The following is a 17,496-nucleotide window of genomic DNA, read 5'->3' as shown; positions in this document are numbered from 1 at the left end:
TTCCTGTTACCCCAAAGGCAATAACATCAACTCCATACGGCTATTTATGAAACAATCATTACAGGGCTTACGCATTTTAAATACTCGACCACGCAAGCAGGCACAAACCTTAAGCAAAGAAATTGAAGCAGCAGGAGGTATTGCTGTTGAATGCCCCACCCTGGAAATCGAGGCTTGTGATACTGCCTGGCTCAGTTCCTTACCTGGTTTGGAACAAGTACAGCATGCTATTTTTGTCAGCCCAAATGCCGCCCAGATCAGTATGCAGCATTTGAGGGAAAAACAACTGCGCTGGCCGTCTGATATTAATGTAATAGCCGTTGGCCACGGCACAGCCAGAACGTTAGAGGAATTCAATATACAGGTAAATGCGATTCCCACTGTACCGGACAGTGAGCATTTACTGGCGCTTAAGTCATTACAAACCTTAAAAGATCAAACCATATTATTATTTAAGGGCGAAGAAGGCAGGACGTTGATTGAAGAAAGCCTATTGCAAAAGGGAGCGAATTTATTCAGTGTGCCTGTGTATCGACGAGTAATGCCACAAATGGATGAGCAATTTATGAAGGCTTTATGGCGTGATGATTTAGTCGACATAATATTGCTGACAAGCGAGCAGTCCATGCATAACCTATTCAAAATGCTAGGCATGGATGCACACCCCTGGCTACAACAAAAGCCTTTCCTGGTGATTAGCCAGCGGATCGCAGAAAAAGCAGCTTCCTTGGGCATTAAAAAAATTATCCTCAGCCATCCTGAAAGAATGCTGGAGACTTTGTACACTTATGCGGAATGAGCCCTGGATATCAATTGATGAGTACTGCGGACAATCCGCAGCACTTATGCAATGGACAAGCCTCAGTATGTGAGCTATAAAAAATCATGGACTTTTTGGAGTCATACATGCGTATTGACGAGCTACTGCTTGCATCCAGACAGGCATCAATCCCGATTCACTTCCCTTATGAAACGGTTGAAAAAACATTCAGAGAGCATGGGGTAGTACTGACGAAAGCTGATTATGAAAGTTTCACCAGTTTATTGGCAATTACTTATCAGGCAGTCTTGACGGAAACTCCTTACTATACCGCGAAGGAGCGTAGCGAATCCGCTTATGAAAATGCCATTAAATTGACAATTGCTTTTGAAACCGAAAAAAAGCGATTCAATATTTGAAAAATTTTGAAAAACAAAAGTCGGGAGTGGGTAATGACCATCTGGTACACGATGCTTGTTTATTTGTACTGCCTGCAGGGCATTGGGATGTTGCGGTCTGGCGAGGCATAATTACGAACTTTTCTCCAGTATCCCCCAAGAGTGTCGTTTTAAACGCTCTTTCTCTAGCCTCTGAAATTACTCAATATGTTAATGATAATTCCCAAAAGAATGCATCAACAGGTGACGAGTTATCTTTTCTCTGTCTAAAGTAAGTCCATTAGGCCGTTTATTTAGCGTCAGGCCCTGCAGTATTTGAATTGTTTATTTCATCTACCCACTGAAACTGATTATCCCTTTCCTGAAGAATGTTAATGGGTTCCGGTGCTTCTCTTCTATTCCTTTTTGTCTCAGAAAAAAAGCCGGCATTATATTTCTGAGTTTCAAATTGCCCTCGTTGGTATAAGGCATGATAGAGTTTGATTAATCGCCAGCTAAACACTAATACTTGCCCCGGGTTGCTGTCAGCTTTCGCCTTATGAAAGAATAATTGCTCTCTGAGCGCTTCCGATACCTCTCTTTCTTCAAACACATAGTGTTTTAATTTCCCATACATTTTCTTCTTTTCCTGGTTATCGAGAGCTCTATTTGTTTCTACGATATCATTTGATAATGCAATATCTTCAAGACTCCTTAGAACTACGAAATTTAAAGGATGGGGGGTGTGCATTTTTGACTGCAAATCCTCACAACAGAGTAGATGCGGTATGCCGTTAGGAAAAATACGTCTTTTACTGACATTGTATTTTTCATGTGTAAGTCGATCATCGCTATGCAGGTTAAGAAAACGAAGACCCGAAGCATCATCCAGTTTTAAATTTTTTGGCAAGTTGCTCGTGGTTAAATCCAAATTGATCATCGCGTCAATGCCCTGTTTCCAAACCAGAATACAATCGTAATCGCTATGGGGTCCAAAAGCTTTGGCTGCCTTTTCATTTGCATAGGAAAGACCGGTCACACTACTGCCTTTGAAACATAGATATTCGGGTGGCTCATAGTCCGTTACTTTATCTACGAAATGACCTTTATCAAAATTAGTTACCAGGTAATTACAAAGTATGGCAAACTGATGATTGCTCATGCCTAATGGCAATTCATTCGAGCTAAGGGGTTTGCTTTCTGTGTTCCCCAAGACCCCTTCAGTGGAGGAAACGAGGGTTCTTTTAGACCCAATTTGAGTGTTAGAGGATTTCCTCAATCTTCCGATACTTAAATTCGGGGCTTTTTTGTCAGTCTCAGTATGCCTTGGCGACTGGACATCCAGACCGCCTGTTTTGTTTCTGTTTAAATTGGTTTTTATTCCTTCCTCGACTTCCCGCATAAATTTTTCTGTCTGGGCTTCAATAATCTCCTCTATTGTTAAATCAGTATGAAGTGATTCTCTTTCAATTGCTTTTTTCAATAGTTCAAGCTTCCCACACCAACGCTCGATACATTTATTGCGCCTTTGCTCATCTTCAAAATAATGATTGGCCAGAATTGTTATCTTTTTCTTAACGGAATACGCCAGGAAGTAAGGATTGAGTTCATGTTTACTTTGCATTACACACCTATGGGCTATTAGTTTGTTGTGTAAATTATATGCTTAATGGGTAAATATTATTAATAGCTAGTTTGGAAAATAATTATTTCCTTTTCAAACAAATTCCAAACGTAGACTCTTATAAGATGCTTCAATTCCATTGCTCTGACGTAACAAAGTCTTCATAATAAAAAAACAATGATGAATTCCATTAAATCAGAGTCCTGCTTTGTTCTCTGTTCTAAGATTAATTTATGAAAATGATAAAATCCTGGCTAAATACGAAATTAAAAAAACTGACGGATGATTCGGCTCTCAGTGAGCAGCCGGTATCCTATAGCCTCAAAAAAGCGCAGCCAAATGCTGATTTTTATAAAAACTATTTTTCACTCATCGCAAATGGCGCACGTCTCAAATTGGTTGAAGCCATGTTCAACCTGAATCTCTTTGATTTATTTGAAGGCAGGGAATACGTTTTAGAAACTGAGATTATTGAAAAACTGGGATTAATGCCGATTCGTGCCAAAAAATGGCTGCATCTTTTAAGCAGTGAGCATTTTTTAATAAAAGCGAAATCCAGAGACTATCGAGTGGCCTACAGACTGCCTGAAGAATTTATTCAAATAATCAATAGCGATAAATGGTGGGGGATGAAGTTCTTTTTTAACACCTGGCAGGTCGCCGCTGAGGAAAATTTGAGTGATGTATTGCGCTATGGGAAGGTCAAAATCAGTGTCTCCTGGCCGCCAAAAACCGATGGCGAAGTTCAGTGGCTGGAAGACTGGATGAGAAATACCATACGCCGGCCAGCCGAACGTTTTCTGGAGTCTATCGATTTTACAAAAGTGAAAAGCGTGCTTGATATTGGCGGCGGCGATGGATCATTGGCCTGTCAACTGGTGAATGCTCACCCTCATTTAAAAATAGCAGTATATAATTTACCCAAGTCAGCGGTGCTGGCTCGAGAAAATATTGAGGCCCAGGGATTAAGTAAGAAGATAAGCGTAGTGGAAGGTGATTTTATTGCGGATGATGCATTTCCAACCGGTTTTGACCTGCTTCTTTTTTCCCGGGTTTTATATGACTGGGATGAAGGGGTAAACAGGAAACTATTACGAATGGCTTACCAGGCATTGCCTAAAAATGGTTTAGTGGCAATTTGTGAAACATTTAAAGAAAATAATAACGATCTTTGCCTGTCTGCAGAATACCGCTATATGTTCCATGATGATTTCTCTCCTCATGTCATGAAAGCTGCGGCAGACTATTACAGGATGCTCGAGAAAATTGGGTTTACTGTCGTTTTGCCCACAACAAAAAAAACAGATGTTCTGTATTATTCGATCATTGTTGCGCGTAAATGATGCCTAAGTGCTTATAAAATGCCTACTACAAAAGAATTAAGAGTCAAACAGACAGAAGACATGCTAGGCCAGTTTGCGCGCTCTTATGAGGCCTTAAGCTGGTCTAAACAAAGAATAGGCGAGTATCGCAATTATCAGCTAAGAAAACTTCTGCAATATGCCAAAACGCATTCGCCCTGGTATCAAAAACAACTAGCCTCTATTAATCTTGAGCTGTTCACAGAAGAACAGCTTCCAGAAATTCCTGTGATGGATAAAAAAACCTTGATGGAAAACTGGGATGAAATAGTGACTGATACGCGATTGTCACTAGAGATGGTTGAAGAGCATATTCATAAGATGAAAAACGATGGCGAGACCTTATATTTACTGGATGAGTATCATGTTCTGGCAACCAGCGGCTCCAGTGGTAAAAGAGCAATTTATGTTTATAACTGGAACGAATGGAATACTTACTATTTGCACAGCGTACGTTATGCTCCGCGCCAGCCAATTCCGCATCGGGCAAACCAGGGCGCTACAAAATTAAAAGTGGCAATGATCCTGATACCAAACACCGTTTACGCCATGTACTCTCTGATAAAGACTTTTCAGCATGATCATATTGAACAGTTTCTCATTTCAATTACCCAGCCAACCGATCAAATCATTGGCGAACTAAACAAAATCCAACCGGATTATTTGCTGGGAACACCTACCACTATTGCAAGAGTATGCCATGAACCTTATGTGAGCCGCTTAAAGATTGATCCCGTTCTAGTCTCGCTTTCCGGTGAACCTTTATTCATGCCCATCCGTAAGTTAATTGAAAAGACATGGCCTAATGCCAGAATCAATAATGCTTACGGCTGCTCCGAAGGTCTGGCAGGGATTAACTGCGGGGTTAATAGCCGTGAAATGCATCTGAATGATGATGGCTGTATTCTCGAGCCTGTTGATGAACAAGATAAGCCTGTTCCCCTGGGGATGGTTCCCAAGAAGATGTATTTAACTAATTTGTATTTTTATACCTTGCCGCTCATACGCTATGAATTTTTTGATCAGTTATTATTTTTAGATAAAACCTGTGTTTGCGGGGTCAATCATCAGTTAATTGCAGAGCCAGAGGGACGTCCTGAATATGATTTTACCTATTCTGGAAATGTGTTTGTACATCACTTAGCCTTTGTGACGCCGCTGTTACTTGAAAAAAATATTCAGGAATATCAGGTGGTGCAAACTGAAAAAGGCGCACATATCAGAGTGATGACTACAGGTCTGATTAATGAGCAGGGGATATCTCAATCTATAGGCAATTCTTTAAAACAGGCGGGCCTGGAAAACCCTGAAGTTACATTTTCGGAAGTTACTGAATTTGAATATTTGTCCTCAGGAAAACTGCGTCGATTTTTAAAGTTGAGGTAAGAAGAGATTTTATTCCCTATAGAATTGGGCGTTGTTGCATAAATGAAGATGGTGTATAAAACCGTCTTTGCGAGCGTCAGCGAAGCAACCCATCCCCTGATTTTATTCAGGATTCGATCTGGATTGCTTTACTTCGTTCGCAAAGACAGACGGTTTCTATTTATGCAACAATACTTAATTGACGCCTATGCGCAAGCCGGCGGCTTCTTACCAATGCCTTTGAATTATAACTTTCGTTTTCTCGTTAACATATTCTCGATCTGACGTAAAAGATCGCCGCTATCCTTGAAATGAATATCTGATCCAACATAAAACAAGGGTTGTTTTTTTAATCCAGACAGGTTTTGCGGGTCGTCAACCAGGATGGGAGTTGCTCCCTTGCCTTCCAGTAAGAGAACCGGATGGGTATAGAATTTAATCTTATTGTTGGTGGTCAGTTGACATACAGCACTGCCGTGCCATGGCTGAACCGGATCGCCCTGTCCTGCGGTGGTTAACAAGGCTAACTGACCCCGCTTGGCATGAATAGTCCAGCGGATAGTACCAGGAAAACAGGTCAGGACGGGATCAGCAGCTAAATCCCTGTCGCTTCTGATTTCAGCAATATAATAAATAGCTGCCAGCCAGGCTTCCCCCAGCATTTTTTGCCGTAAATATTCCAACGTTTTCGACCTGGAATCTGCTGCTTTTGTAAGAGTATAAGGTTCAAAAATCCGGCGAATAATTTCTGTATAAAGCGAATCATACTCCATACCGTTTATCAACGCATGATGCTGTAAGCACTGATAAGAAATGGTATATACCAGCGATTTGAAAAGAGGTACAAATCGTCCTTCTGAGTAATCCGTTTCGGGATCAGGATCTCGGGCTATAGCCTCATTTAACGTCTGGGTCATCGCAGAGGGGTTCAGAATGGGGATCATTAATTCTGTGTATAATTGAACGACCTGATTTCTAATCGTATTTTTCTGTAAATACTGGGCTTTAGGCAAGGAGTATTCAATACTTTGCTGATAGTCAGCAATCTCAACATACTCTCCAATTTTTAATTGATTAATCCACCAGTTTAATTGCTGCTGATAGTTATGAATATATTCAAGCGGCTCATTTAGAAAGCGGTTAAATCGGCTGCCGTCTGAAATGACAGTAAATTTAGCTGGAATTTTGGGCGCTGAAGGCTGTTCAGCATAAATATGAGCAATGGTTTGGGCAATCTCGGCTAAGCCAAGCAGAAAATTGACCTCCGATAAATCAGGAAGTATACCTCGGCTTTTTAGCGGTGAAGTGGACTTGTAAGGAAGGGCGGGAATGACCATGCGTATAATCTGGTTTTTCCTAATTAGCTCTTTAATGTCACTGACTAAAGCCAGGCGTGAATAATTGGTTTTTCGTCCTTTAAGGAATTGGCGATCGAACATTACTTCGGCTATGAACTCTGCTGTTCCAATATCACCGGGTTCATTCAGACTATACTCTTTGAAGTTGAGAATAGCTCTTTTTTTTGCAGCAGAAACTCTTTCAGAAACAAACTGTCGGGACGCTTTTAGCAGAATGGGAATTAAACCCTTAAAAACCCAGTCGGGGGAAACATAAATGGCTCGTTCAACAAATATTTCTGAATTGTATAATGTTAATTCGCTATTACGATTAATTTTATCCATAAAATGGGCACTGATTACAGCCTCATTTTTTTTATCCAGGCCCGCCTGATAGGCATTTGAGCTATTTTTTTTCATCCTGACCGACCCAGAAATGGTGTATAATTTTTGATTTCCTCAATTGTTCTGCATCCAGTCAATTTCATTGCCAGTGCAAACTCATCCTCCAATAGTTTTAACATTGTCTCAAGCTCATTTTTACCGCCAACTGCCAATGCCCAAAAGACCGGTCTGCCAATCAGTACCGCATCTGCACCAAGAGCCAGCGCTTTAAAAAGATCAGTGCCGCGTTCCATCGCACCATCAATAAGAATCATAGCTCGACCTGCCACAGTGCTTACTATATCCGGCAAAGCGATTATCGGGGATTCGGCGGTATCCAGTTGTCGGCCGCCATGATTGGAAACAATAATTCCGGCAATGTTGCGTCGGCAGGCTTCTTCAGCGTCTAAAGGATTGAGAATACCTTTGAGAATAACGGGCAGTCTGGTTTGCGATTGCACCCATTCTACATCTCCCCAGGTTAGTGAGGGATCCAGGTGGTTGGCAATAAAATGATGAATTGTCTGCTTACCGACCTCTGTTTTGAAGTTACCCGTGGTCAGTGTATCTGAAAGAGAAAATTGATTAAGAAGATCACGCTCTCTTTTCCCGCCAACTGGTACCCCAACTGTTAGAACAATGGCTTTATAACCGGCTTTCTCTATCCGTTTAATTAATGACTGCGTTAAGGCTCTGTCTTTGAAAATATACAACTGCGACCACAGGTGATCGCTACCAGCAGAGCCTGCAATGTCCTCAAGAGAACGATTAGACATACAGCTAACTATCAGATTAATACCCGAAGCCTTAGCCGCAAGGCTGGTACTAAGCTCGCCTTTTGCCTCAACCAGCTGATGAAAAGCCATAGGAGCGATCAATAAAGGGAAGGCCAGCTTTGAACCCAGTACCGTCGTTGAAGTATCTATATTGGATACATCGCGCAGACAATAAGGGCGTATGCTGATTTCATCCAGGGATTTTCTATTATTCGATTTGCTGATTTCATCGCAGGCGCCGCCATCAATGTAGTCAAAGATATCCGCTTTAAGCCGGCTTTGAGCCAGGGGTCTGTAATCTGCTATTTTCACTGGATTCATTTGCCTGCCTGTTAAATCAAATCGCCTATCTTCGCTTTATTCGCCAGGATAATCAAATGATAGAAATCCTGAGGGGGAATACTTATTCTGGTTTTACGAGTAATTGATTATGCAACCAGAAATGTAGTTTTTGCACGATGTAAGCTGCGGCATTTTCTTCTGTCATTTTATAAGAAATTTGCTCGCAGATATCCATAAATGTCGCCCCTGCCCGGATTGCATTAATTAAAAGTAATTCAAGATGATCAAGTTTTTGATGGCATACTTCAAGCTGTCGCCGCCAAATAAGCACAAATTGTAGGTTTTTAAGTTTTTTGGGCTTAAGGATTGAACGACCCTGTCCTGCGGTTTCAGCCAGTATCAGGCTATTCCAGTGCATGCCAATAACTTCACAGGAAGGGTGAAGATAAAATTTCAGATTCAGCCATTCTTCCGGAGATAATTTCTGTAAATCAGCCTCGTAAAGGAGGGTTGCATCATGGCTGGTTATCGCAGTAGATCGCGCCCATTCAAAAGCAGCAATTTCACTCAAATAAGGTTTTCTGTTAAAAGGCACTGTTTCCAATAGAAATTGGCGAAGCTGTTGACCGAATAAATCGAGCGAATAGTGAGAGGAAGGATACGCATTAATGTATTTTCGGCTCATATTATGAAAATTCGACTCTCCCATTACTGTAACCAGTGCAGGATAATCATCCATCAGTGCTTCTTCGAGACGATTGTAAAATCCATTCGCATAAATTGAAATGCGATCTTCAATTGAACCGCGCGGGGGCTGACAAAGATGAGGCTTAACAACAGGTTCCAAGGTCAGCATGGAGTTTTGCAGTAATTCTGAGAGCTCCTCAAATTTCATGCTCTAGGCTCGCTTTTATCGGGAATAAAGAATTTTGTTTAATCGCCCTGGCGTAGTCTAATTCTTGCATCAATTCCTCGAGAGGTGGAATATTATCATCGCGCTCGATCATTGTAGGAATATCCTCAAAGCGTTTAACTGCCGCTCTATAAAGTTCCCATACTTCTGGGATAACGGGGTGATCATGAGTATCAATAATATAATCTTTACAATTCAAATGACCTGCCAGATGAAATTGTTGCACCCGGTTTACAGGAATAGAGTCGATATAGGTCAGCGGGTCAAAGCCATGATTAAAAGCGCTGACAAAAATATTATTGATATCCAGCAAAATCAGGCAATCCGCACGATTTGCAATTTCAGTCAGAAACTCCCACTCAGGCATTTCTGATGACTGGTAACTAATATAACTGGAAACATTTTCCAGTAATATTTGTCTCTGATAAAAATCCTGCACGCATTTAACGCGCTCAACCACATGAGATATCATTTGTTCGGTATAGGGTAAGGGTAACAAATCATGCATATTACGCTGATGCACTCCTGTCCAGCAGAGATGATCAGAAATCCAGCTCGCCTCAATGCGATCAGCTAACTGTTTAACCTTCTTTAAATAGTTGTCATTGAGAGGATCCAAATTCCCAATGGATAAAGAAACGCCATGCATACACATGGGATACTGTTCACGGATTTTGTCCAGGAAATAGAGCGGTCGTCCTCCGTTTACCAGATAGTTTTCAGTCAGGATTTCAAACCAATCAATGTTTGGAAGCCGTTCCAGGATATTTTGATAGTGATCAGGACGCAAACCTAAGCCCATACCGGAGGTATGGGCTGAGTTATGTTTTTCCATTAATTATTCATTCCCTTTATGCAATTACTGCATTAGTAGCTCTTGCAGTTATTTTTATATTTACAAGAGTTTTTATATTTGCAGGAATTGTAACTTTTGCAATTGTTATAGCTTTTGCAATTGTTATGACTCTTGCATTTGTTATAGCTCTTACAATTGTTGTAGCTTTTGCAGTTATTATAGCTCTTGCACTTGTTATAGCTCTTGCACTTGTTATAGCTTTTGCAGTTGTTATAACTCTTGCACTTGTTATAGCTTTTGCAGTTGTTATAACTCTTGCACTTGTTATAGCTTTTACAGTTGTTATAGCTCTTACAATTGTTATGGCTTTTGCAGTTATTATAGCTCTTGCACTTGTCATAACTTTTGCATTTGTTTTGACTCTTGCAGCTATTCGAGCTCTTGCAGGAGTTTTTGCCTCCACCACCGTATCCTGAATCACCAGATCCACCATAACCGCCACTGGAACCGCTATTTTTTGAATCTCCCCCGTAACCTCCCTGACTGTTATTTGTTCCCCCGTATCCTGAGTTGCTTGGGCTAGCATATAGGCCAGATGCAAAAAGGGCTGCTGCTGCAGTGGCAATGATGAGACCTTTTTTATCCATGTCAATCTCCATTTGAGCAAATATTGCTCATTTAAGAATAGATGAGCGCCCCAGTATCTTCAAGTGCATAGTTTTGAAAGCTAATGTTCAGGCTTAAATTTTTGCCATGGGAGATGTGCTTGCTTATTAGCATATCAGCGGTGAACCTGAGGAAGACAATGAAGTTCACTATCTTGCCTAGCTTAGGACCTGCGATATCAGGTATTCAGAGCAAATGCAGAGGTAACAAATTCTGTTTTCTCTGGTTGTTCTTTTCGCGATACTTTGACTTCATGCATAAAAAATCTGACTTTTGAAAACCAACCTTTATCCCAGCCAGCATTATTCTTTGCCGTAGTTTCCAGTGCTTCCCAGTTTTTTTCACTTGGTTCACTGGCATATTTTTGCATGGCCTTCATCACAGCCACTTTGGGCTTATGTATAAGATCTGTCTTGTCACCGCGATCAAATTTTTGCAAATAGCTGTTAATAGCAGTATTTACTTTATTTTTTATAATGCCCGCGCCATTTTTCAAGTCACTAATTTTGTTATTGTTCTGGGCAAGTCTGCCTATCAGATTTTCCAGTTCTTTGCTTTTCTTGTCTGCAGGCTGGGTTGCAAAATAGATATTGTTCGCATCATACACTTGTTTCCAATCCGCTGCTGTCGGGTTTGGCTTGTCACAGTAAGTCTTTAACTCAGCATATAAGTGTTTGAGCGGGGTATCATGACTTTGCTCCTGAATCACTTTCTTATTAGTGCTTAAGATATTGCTAAATTTCATATGAGTTGATGTTTCAGTCAACTTGCCTGCTTCTATATCTTTCTCTTGCTGAATTATAATGAGAGCTATAATGTCTTCGCGTTCTGCTTTCGCATAAAGCATCTCAGTAGAATAATGTTTTAAAGCGATGCGCAATTCGTTTATAAACTCCTCCGCCCCATAAATACTCCGCCAGATTTTCTCGAAAAAGCTGTCTTTTTGAAGCATTCTGGCTAAATACTCTTCGTCTCCCTCAATTTTTTGTGCAAGGGATTCTGTTTTAGAAGCAGGTTGAGACAGATTCATTGCCGCATTTTTAGCGTTTAGGAATCCGCTGAGCTCATTTTTAATTCTCTTTCTCCAGCTGGAGTTTACACCTTTCACTTTGGCATCCAATAAAGCCAGAATTGCTGCTTGCTTCTGTGAGGAATCATCCTCAATTTGCCTGATTAAATGAGCATAATATTCCACCTCTGTTTTATGATGCTGAATTGCGTGCAGACGTCTTTTTGATCTCAGGAAATCCAGGGCAATTACTGCATCCAGGCTGGCTACTGCCTGCACGCCCCTATGAGTATAGCAATTTTGGGGAGCATCCAGATCCTCAATATTATCCAGGAGTTTGATAAGGCAGAAGTCGGCAGATTGTTCATTGAATTCGGTAAAATTATGATACGGGGCAGCCAGAGCACGCATTTGGCTTTCCTGCTGATTCGTCCGTCCACGAATACGTTTTAATTTATTCCATTCTAAGTAATCAGCGGTCTTCTGATTGCCGTACATGATCGCGGATACCATCCCATCCTCATTACCCGTCAGCATGGAGGTTCCCATCCGGGTAGTTACAGAAACGAAGCCGCCAATTTTACTTTCCTTAGGATGGGTAGCTGCTTTCACTACAACCTGTTTAAACCCTCGTTTATACAAGGCTTCCGCAACTTGCTGTGCCAAAGGCCGAGTTCCAAATCCACCCTCGCAAGCCACTAATTTAATGGATTTAAGCCGTGACAAGTCTTTACCCTTAAATTGAGCGGCCAGTTTTTGTGATAATTCTTCTGGTGTTAAATCCCCGATATATTGGCGTGTATCATCACTATGAGCCATCAAAATAATTTCGTCTGGTATCTCCCTGCTTCTGCTGCCAAATTGAAGTAAGGCAATCTCATTTGTACTTCTATTACTATGTTTAGCCAGGTTTTCCTGAAGCTTAAGCGCTGATTCACGCTCTGATTCATCTCCAATATAGTAAATTTCTACTTTTGCTTTACTCATACTTCATTCTCAAAAAATTTAGTTGGCCATTATAACTTAAAGCCGGGGTTAAATGCTGGTTTTGTAAAACTATGTATTCAGCTGCATCAAATAGCTTTTGAGAATTATACTACCACAGGTATTATGAAATTATTAAGGATAAATTTTTTGTAAGATTTAATTGGATAATTGTAAAAAAAAGTAAATTTCATGGTTAAATATATTTACAATTCATTGATGCGATTTTGTATTTCTGCGAGTTTAATTTTGATTCTTTTATAAACGGAAATAACAAGTTCTGTGAATTTAGAATAGTCGAGACACTCTGGTGAAAGGGCTGCAAAAAAGGTTTTTTTAGTTGGGATTATTTTAAAACAGTTTATGTGGATATCCGAAACAACCCATGGGTTTATTATTTCTCCAGAGCTGATTTTAATAATTGATGTCTTCTGATTGTCCTTATCTACTAAAATCTGTGCCTCTCCCTCAATCATTATCAGCAAGAATTGATTAGTAATTGTTATAGGTATATCGGAATTTTTATCATAATAGTAAAAGCTGACTTTTTTTAGATAATCTTGTTTATTCAGCTCGGGTAAATAAGAAAATATATCGAAAGACGCAACGCGGGCTTTTTGTCTGCTGCTCAGCTCATCAAATGTCTGCCGGCGTCTCGATTCCTTGTTTATTATGGGGGTGAAATTAAGTTTGCAGCATGTTTGTTCAATGTGCCGTGCCACATAGTTGATGATTCTTTGGGTGAATATAAATGCTGAATAGTTGGAATGGTTGAAAATCGCATCCAGGATATTTTTTTGAATGAAAAATACCTGGCTATCGGTTTTGGCAATGGCACTTGCCGTTCTTGGTATATTGGCTAAAATGCCAAGCTCTCCAAATAGTTCTCCCGCACCAAGGGTTGCAACTACCTTCATACTGGATTGAGCTGTAATCGTAACTTCACCCGTAATAATGATGTACATTCCATCTGCTGGGGTATATTGCTTAAATATACAAGTATTCGCTGGAAATGATTCAATCGTTGATATTAGACCAATATCATGAAATATAATCGGATCAAGACCAGAAAAGACCGTTAATTTTTCAATGAAATCGCTAAAATACAATGAATTATAGTTGGATTTATTTCTTAAATCTGATGGGCTTTTTACGCTTTGCAAGAGCTTGTTAGCTACTTCAATTCCACTAATAAATGCAGACTCATGTACGTGGGGAGGGATGAGATAGGAACCACAATACCAGGTATTATTTTCACCTTGAATTTCATTTATATACTGCCTGCTGATTTGGCTGGAATGGATCATCGATGGGTGAATATAAAACTTCTGCTGATAGATTTTATCAGGGGCAATTTGCCTGAATGGGTTAAGTGTCAGAAAAACATCAGGAATCTGTGCAGGGAGGTTTTTAATTTTATTGATATAAAAAGTAATGGTGGGTCTTAAAATAGTCGAGGACTCTGGCGCATACAGGCAATTATATCCTCCCCAATGCGCTTTTTCTTTTGGCATAATGCTGCTATCGCTATGAATAGTGAATGTCGCCCGCTGCCAGGGAAAATTGACTAGTAAATTCTTTTCATATTTTTTAGCATCTTCAAAAAGACTGATGGCGTGGTATGGATTAATGCTGATGATTACATGATCAAAAGTCAGTGATATATTTTCTCCGGAGGTACTGCTTGCCCGAATAGAAATTTTATGACCATGACGAGCAATTCCGAGAACTCGTTTATTAAGCATGATCCGATTATTGCTGTTTTTTTTAATAAACCAGTCTTTGAATACTTCAGTATAACTAAACATCCCGTCATTTAAAGCCATTCGTTTCCCAGTGGAACCAATAATTCCATGAATTTGCCAAAACTGAAGTAATGGAATCAAACGATAATTTTCAGGATTACTATTGGGAACCTGAAAGCAGGCTGTTGCTCTTGGATAAATATATTCTTCACTAAAAATTTTGCTGTAAGATTGGTTTTTGAGATAATTACCCAGGGAAATTTCTGAATTTGGATTGCTCAACAAAAATTCCAGACTTTCCATGCGGAAACGATTGATTTCTTTCAAATAGATTTCCCGGTCAAGAGGGCAATCTTTTCGGATGAAGACCGTACCGTCAATATTGGCAAACACCAGGTTATTGCGTTCATCTATGATCGATAAGCTTTGATTAATAGGATGATAAGGGATCTTGAAAAAATCGATAAATTCTTTGAAGTGATGAAATTGATCCTGGTTAAAATCAGTCACGCCGGCATCCAGAGCCCAGGACTGACCCTGGTTATCAAACACCTTTACTCCAAAGCAATGCCCACCCAGATGCTCGAGTTCTTCAATGATAGTCACGTTGTGATTTTCATTGGCTAAAGTGAAAGCAGCGGCAATACCCGATGCGCCGCCTCCAACAATAACTATATCCATATCATTCCCTTAGATGAAACGATAATGCCTTTCAGTTTATTTAAATTAAAGCAGAGTCTGAATTAAAATGCTGCAAAAACAACTTCTTATTAGCTACCTCATGTTCAAACTTAATAACGAATGAGAGTCAGTTTTGTCTAAAGCCGCTAATAATTCATCCTCGGACTCTTTAACTCTTGTATCATATAGTCTTGAGAAATTATTGCGATCTATTTCTGCTGACCTAGACCATGGCGATACGGATGCACCCCATCGGGTGTTTCCTCGAGTAATGGTCACGTCTTTTCCAAGAAGAGGGAGAGCTACATCCATTATTGCAAAATATGGCTGATCATCAGGGGCACTTTCATTTTCAACGTAACCTATAAACTGAAGTGGAGGCCGTTCATTTTCCTTGATATGAAAATCGTGCTTCTCATCCCACACAAATGAAGGGGAAAAAATCATCTGATCTTCAACTGCAACTCGGCCGCCGCCTTCAAGTGTTGGGCGAAATATTTCTAATAACATATGGCGTGGCATTTTCTTCTGCTCTTCGCCCACCTTGTTAAATTCTGCAGTTAATATCATCTCGATTTCTTTTTTTGTTTCTATAGTGCCATTGTTATATCGTTCTCTGTATTCTTCAAATATAGCTAAATAACTGTCATAGGCCTTTAATAAAGGCACAATAGTATAATGTTCCTGTTGATCCTTTATTTGCTGGCTAAATTGCTCCTGATTGTCGGTTAGCTCCAAAAACATTGCCCACATGTAACTATCATAGTTTTTAAAAGCTAATTTTAAGGGACTGATATATTCTGGCGATGCTGGGCCATATAGGGATTTGAGATCAAGTCCTTGGGGAACTTGATCTGGATCTATAATTTGGGTGTTGCTGTAATGAATAGCATGTTGAAAGATCAAATTCGGGTTTGCTTTGACCAGTTTTTCTGCTTCAGCGTAATCTGCATGAGCAACTCGATCCAGTAAACGATAGATGTCTAATGGTGGAAACTGTTTCTTGCAATTTTCAAATTTTTCCCTGGCTTCAGGATTATCTTTTATGTATTTTTCAAAAAGAGCCAGCATACGCTCATGATTAATTTCCAGAGCATATTGCAAGGGGCTGGTATATTTAAAACTGGAGACTGATTCGATAGGAGTGGTCGCCTCTTTGGTATCAGCTTGTAGATTAAAACAATAATTAACAGGCAAAAACATTGCATCAGGATTTTTATTTATAATTTCTTCTGCTGTATCATAGTTTCCCTCAACAAAACAATTCATAAGAGCATAGGCATCTCTGAAAAAACCTTGTCGTCCAAAAAATGAAAATTTCGTACAGGTCATTGCCAGAGTTTTGATGGTTTTAAAATCAAAGGGGAAGTGTTGTACATACCTTTCAACGGGTATTTCAAGGGGATAGGAGATATCAGATTGACCGGTCATTGTATTTCCCGCGCAAGTTATAGCCAAAATAAGCGTTAAGCTCCATAGTATAAAAGAGGATGGCGCAAGGTGGTAGTCTAAATTTTGTTAAGAATCCACTCGTTGAGCAACAGAATGAAATCAAAGATCCAGCAAGCGATATCTTTCACGGTCCTTCTCCTCACTTTCTTCGTGGATAAAGCGGAAGTTTTTAATAGTTTTTCCTCCCAGTGAATACATGGTTTTGGGGGTATTCTATCATTAGTAGAATTATAAATAGCTAATTGCGTCTGGTGCTTAAAGTTATTATTAAATTAATCAGGCAAGAGTTCAGTGTCGAAAAAAACGTAACTTCCCAGGTACGTCATCCTGAGCGTAGCGAAGGATCTCAAACTGCTCAGAACTGATCCAGATTCAGGAGATCCTTCACTGCGTTCAGGATGACGTTGAAACGAAATAGGGAAAGTGCAATATTTTTGTAACTCCGCCGGTACGTCATTCTGAGCGTAGCGAAGGATCTCAAACTGCTTAGAACTGAGCCAGATTCAGGAGATCCTTCACTGCGTTCAGGATGACGTTGAAACGAAATAGGAAAAGTGCAATATTTTGTAACTCCCCAGGTACGTCATCCTGAGCGTAGCGAAGGATCTCAAACTGCTCAGAACTGATCCAGATTCAGGAGATCCTTCGCTACGCTCAGGATGACGTTGAAACGAAATAGGAAAAGTGCAATATTTTGTAACTCCGCCGGTACGTCATCCTGAGCGTAGCGAAGGATCTCAAACTGCTTAGAACTGAGCCAGATTCAGGAGATCCTTCACTGCGTTCAGGATGACGTTGAAACGAAACAGGAAAAGTGCAATATTTTGTAACTCCCCAGGTACGTCATCCTGAGCGTAGCGAAGGATCTCAAACTGCTCAGAACTGATCCAGATTCAGGAGATCCTTCACTGCGTTCAGGATGACGTTGAAACGAAATAGGAAAAGTGCAATATTTTGTAACTCCCCAGGTACGTCATCCTGAGC

13 protein-coding genes are annotated in these 17,496 nt (G+C 40.2%); 4 read left to right on the top strand and 9 right to left on the bottom strand.

The features are described 5' to 3' along the window. Positions 1–46 precede the first annotated feature (46 nt). The gene (locus E1O89_RS05135) at positions 47–799 is read left to right on the top strand and encodes a uroporphyrinogen-III synthase (RefSeq protein WP_133139241.1); all 753 of its coding nucleotides are present in this window, start codon (positions 47–49) and stop codon (positions 797–799) included. A gap of 107 nt (positions 800–906) precedes the next feature. Continuing rightward, a complete protein-coding gene (locus E1O89_RS05130) occupies positions 907–1,179 on the top strand; it encodes a hypothetical protein (protein WP_133139240.1) in 273 nt (90 codons plus the stop codon). A gap of 268 nt (positions 1,180–1,447) precedes the next feature. Here the strand turns inward: E1O89_RS05130 and E1O89_RS05125 are convergent, their stop codons facing one another. Next, the gene (locus tag E1O89_RS05125) at positions 1,448–2,761 is read right to left on the bottom strand and encodes a hypothetical protein (RefSeq protein WP_133139239.1); all 1,314 of its coding nucleotides are present in this window, start codon (positions 2,759–2,761) and stop codon (positions 1,448–1,450) included. 233 nt (positions 2,762–2,994) lie between these two features. On the opposite strand from E1O89_RS05125, the gene E1O89_RS05120 reads away from it, so the two are divergent. After that, positions 2,995–4,104: a methyltransferase gene (locus E1O89_RS05120; protein WP_133139238.1), complete on the top strand. Its 1,110-nt coding sequence runs from the start codon at positions 2,995–2,997 to the stop codon at positions 4,102–4,104. A gap of 18 nt (positions 4,105–4,122) precedes the next feature. Beyond that, positions 4,123–5,508, top strand: a complete 1,386-nt coding sequence (locus E1O89_RS05115; protein WP_133139237.1) for a phenylacetate--CoA ligase family protein — start codon at positions 4,123–4,125, stop codon at positions 5,506–5,508. Between the two features lie 224 nt (positions 5,509–5,732). Here E1O89_RS05115 and E1O89_RS05110 read toward each other — a convergent pair whose 3' ends face one another. From E1O89_RS05110 to E1O89_RS05075, 8 genes are all read right to left on the bottom strand, one after another. Beyond that, positions 5,733–7,244 carry an L-tyrosine/L-tryptophan isonitrile synthase family protein gene (locus E1O89_RS05110; RefSeq protein ID WP_133139236.1) on the bottom strand — a complete coding sequence of 504 codons (1,512 nt, stop codon included), beginning with the start codon at positions 7,242–7,244 and terminating at the stop codon, positions 5,733–5,735. Next, on the bottom strand, positions 7,241–8,305 hold the full coding sequence (locus E1O89_RS05105) for an alpha-hydroxy acid oxidase (protein WP_133139235.1): 1,065 nt from the start codon (positions 8,303–8,305) through the stop codon (positions 7,241–7,243). The genes E1O89_RS05110 and E1O89_RS05105 overlap by 4 nt, the downstream gene beginning before the upstream one ends. Before the next feature lie 82 nt (positions 8,306–8,387). Beyond that, complete coding sequence (locus E1O89_RS05100) at positions 8,388–9,161, bottom strand: DNA-binding domain-containing protein (RefSeq protein ID WP_133139234.1); 774 nt, start codon at positions 9,159–9,161, stop codon at positions 8,388–8,390. After that, positions 9,151–10,014, bottom strand: a complete 864-nt coding sequence (locus tag E1O89_RS05095) for a DUF692 domain-containing protein (protein ID WP_133139233.1) — start codon at positions 10,012–10,014, stop codon at positions 9,151–9,153. The genes E1O89_RS05100 and E1O89_RS05095 overlap by 11 nt, the downstream gene beginning before the upstream one ends. A gap of 16 nt (positions 10,015–10,030) precedes the next feature. After that, positions 10,031–10,627: a hypothetical protein gene (locus E1O89_RS05090; RefSeq protein ID WP_165483067.1), complete on the bottom strand. Its 597-nt coding sequence runs from the start codon at positions 10,625–10,627 to the stop codon at positions 10,031–10,033. 192 nt (positions 10,628–10,819) lie between these two features. After that, positions 10,820–12,637 carry a hypothetical protein gene (locus tag E1O89_RS05085; RefSeq protein WP_133139231.1) on the bottom strand — a complete coding sequence of 606 codons (1,818 nt, stop codon included), beginning with the start codon at positions 12,635–12,637 and terminating at the stop codon, positions 10,820–10,822. 203 nt (positions 12,638–12,840) lie between these two features. Beyond that, positions 12,841–15,060: a cyclic nucleotide-binding domain-containing protein gene (locus E1O89_RS05080; protein WP_133139230.1), complete on the bottom strand. Its 2,220-nt coding sequence runs from the start codon at positions 15,058–15,060 to the stop codon at positions 12,841–12,843. 93 nt (positions 15,061–15,153) lie between these two features. Beyond that, positions 15,154–16,329, bottom strand: a complete 1,176-nt coding sequence (locus E1O89_RS05075) for a hypothetical protein (protein ID WP_133139229.1) — start codon at positions 16,327–16,329, stop codon at positions 15,154–15,156. Positions 16,330–17,496 lie beyond the last annotated feature (1,167 nt).

Source organism: Legionella genomosp. 1 (assembly GCF_900640215.1).
Classification (GTDB): Bacteria; Pseudomonadota; Gammaproteobacteria; order Legionellales; family Legionellaceae; genus Legionella_C; species Legionella_C quinlivanii_A.
This window is presented reverse-complemented; position numbering and strand designations above follow the sequence as displayed.

What these genes read in the sequence shown, in the direction of transcription:
- E1O89_RS05135 (WP_133139241.1), top strand. Translation starts at nt 47, where the DNA reads ATGAAACAATCATTACAGGGCTTACGCATTTTAAATACTCGACCACGC.
- E1O89_RS05130 (WP_133139240.1), top strand. Translation starts at nt 907, where the DNA reads ATGCGTATTGACGAGCTACTGCTTGCATCCAGACAGGCATCAATCCCG.
- E1O89_RS05125 (WP_133139239.1), bottom strand. Translation starts at nt 2,761, where the DNA reads ATGCAAAGTAAACATGAACTCAATCCTTACTTCCTGGCGTATTCCGTT.
- E1O89_RS05120 (WP_133139238.1), top strand. Translation starts at nt 2,995, where the DNA reads ATGAAAATGATAAAATCCTGGCTAAATACGAAATTAAAAAAACTGACG.
- E1O89_RS05115 (WP_133139237.1), top strand. Translation starts at nt 4,123, where the DNA reads ATGCCTACTACAAAAGAATTAAGAGTCAAACAGACAGAAGACATGCTA.
- E1O89_RS05110 (WP_133139236.1), bottom strand. Translation starts at nt 7,244, where the DNA reads ATGAAAAAAAATAGCTCAAATGCCTATCAGGCGGGCCTGGATAAAAAA.
- E1O89_RS05105 (WP_133139235.1), bottom strand. Translation starts at nt 8,305, where the DNA reads ATGAATCCAGTGAAAATAGCAGATTACAGACCCCTGGCTCAAAGCCGG.
- E1O89_RS05100 (WP_133139234.1), bottom strand. Translation starts at nt 9,161, where the DNA reads ATGAAATTTGAGGAGCTCTCAGAATTACTGCAAAACTCCATGCTGACC.
- E1O89_RS05095 (WP_133139233.1), bottom strand. Translation starts at nt 10,014, where the DNA reads ATGGAAAAACATAACTCAGCCCATACCTCCGGTATGGGCTTAGGTTTG.
- E1O89_RS05085 (WP_133139231.1), bottom strand. Translation starts at nt 12,637, where the DNA reads ATGAGTAAAGCAAAAGTAGAAATTTACTATATTGGAGATGAATCAGAG.
- E1O89_RS05080 (WP_133139230.1), bottom strand. Translation starts at nt 15,060, where the DNA reads ATGGATATAGTTATTGTTGGAGGCGGCGCATCGGGTATTGCCGCTGCT.
- E1O89_RS05075 (WP_133139229.1), bottom strand. Translation starts at nt 16,329, where the DNA reads ATGAATTGTTTTGTTGAGGGAAACTATGATACAGCAGAAGAAATTATA.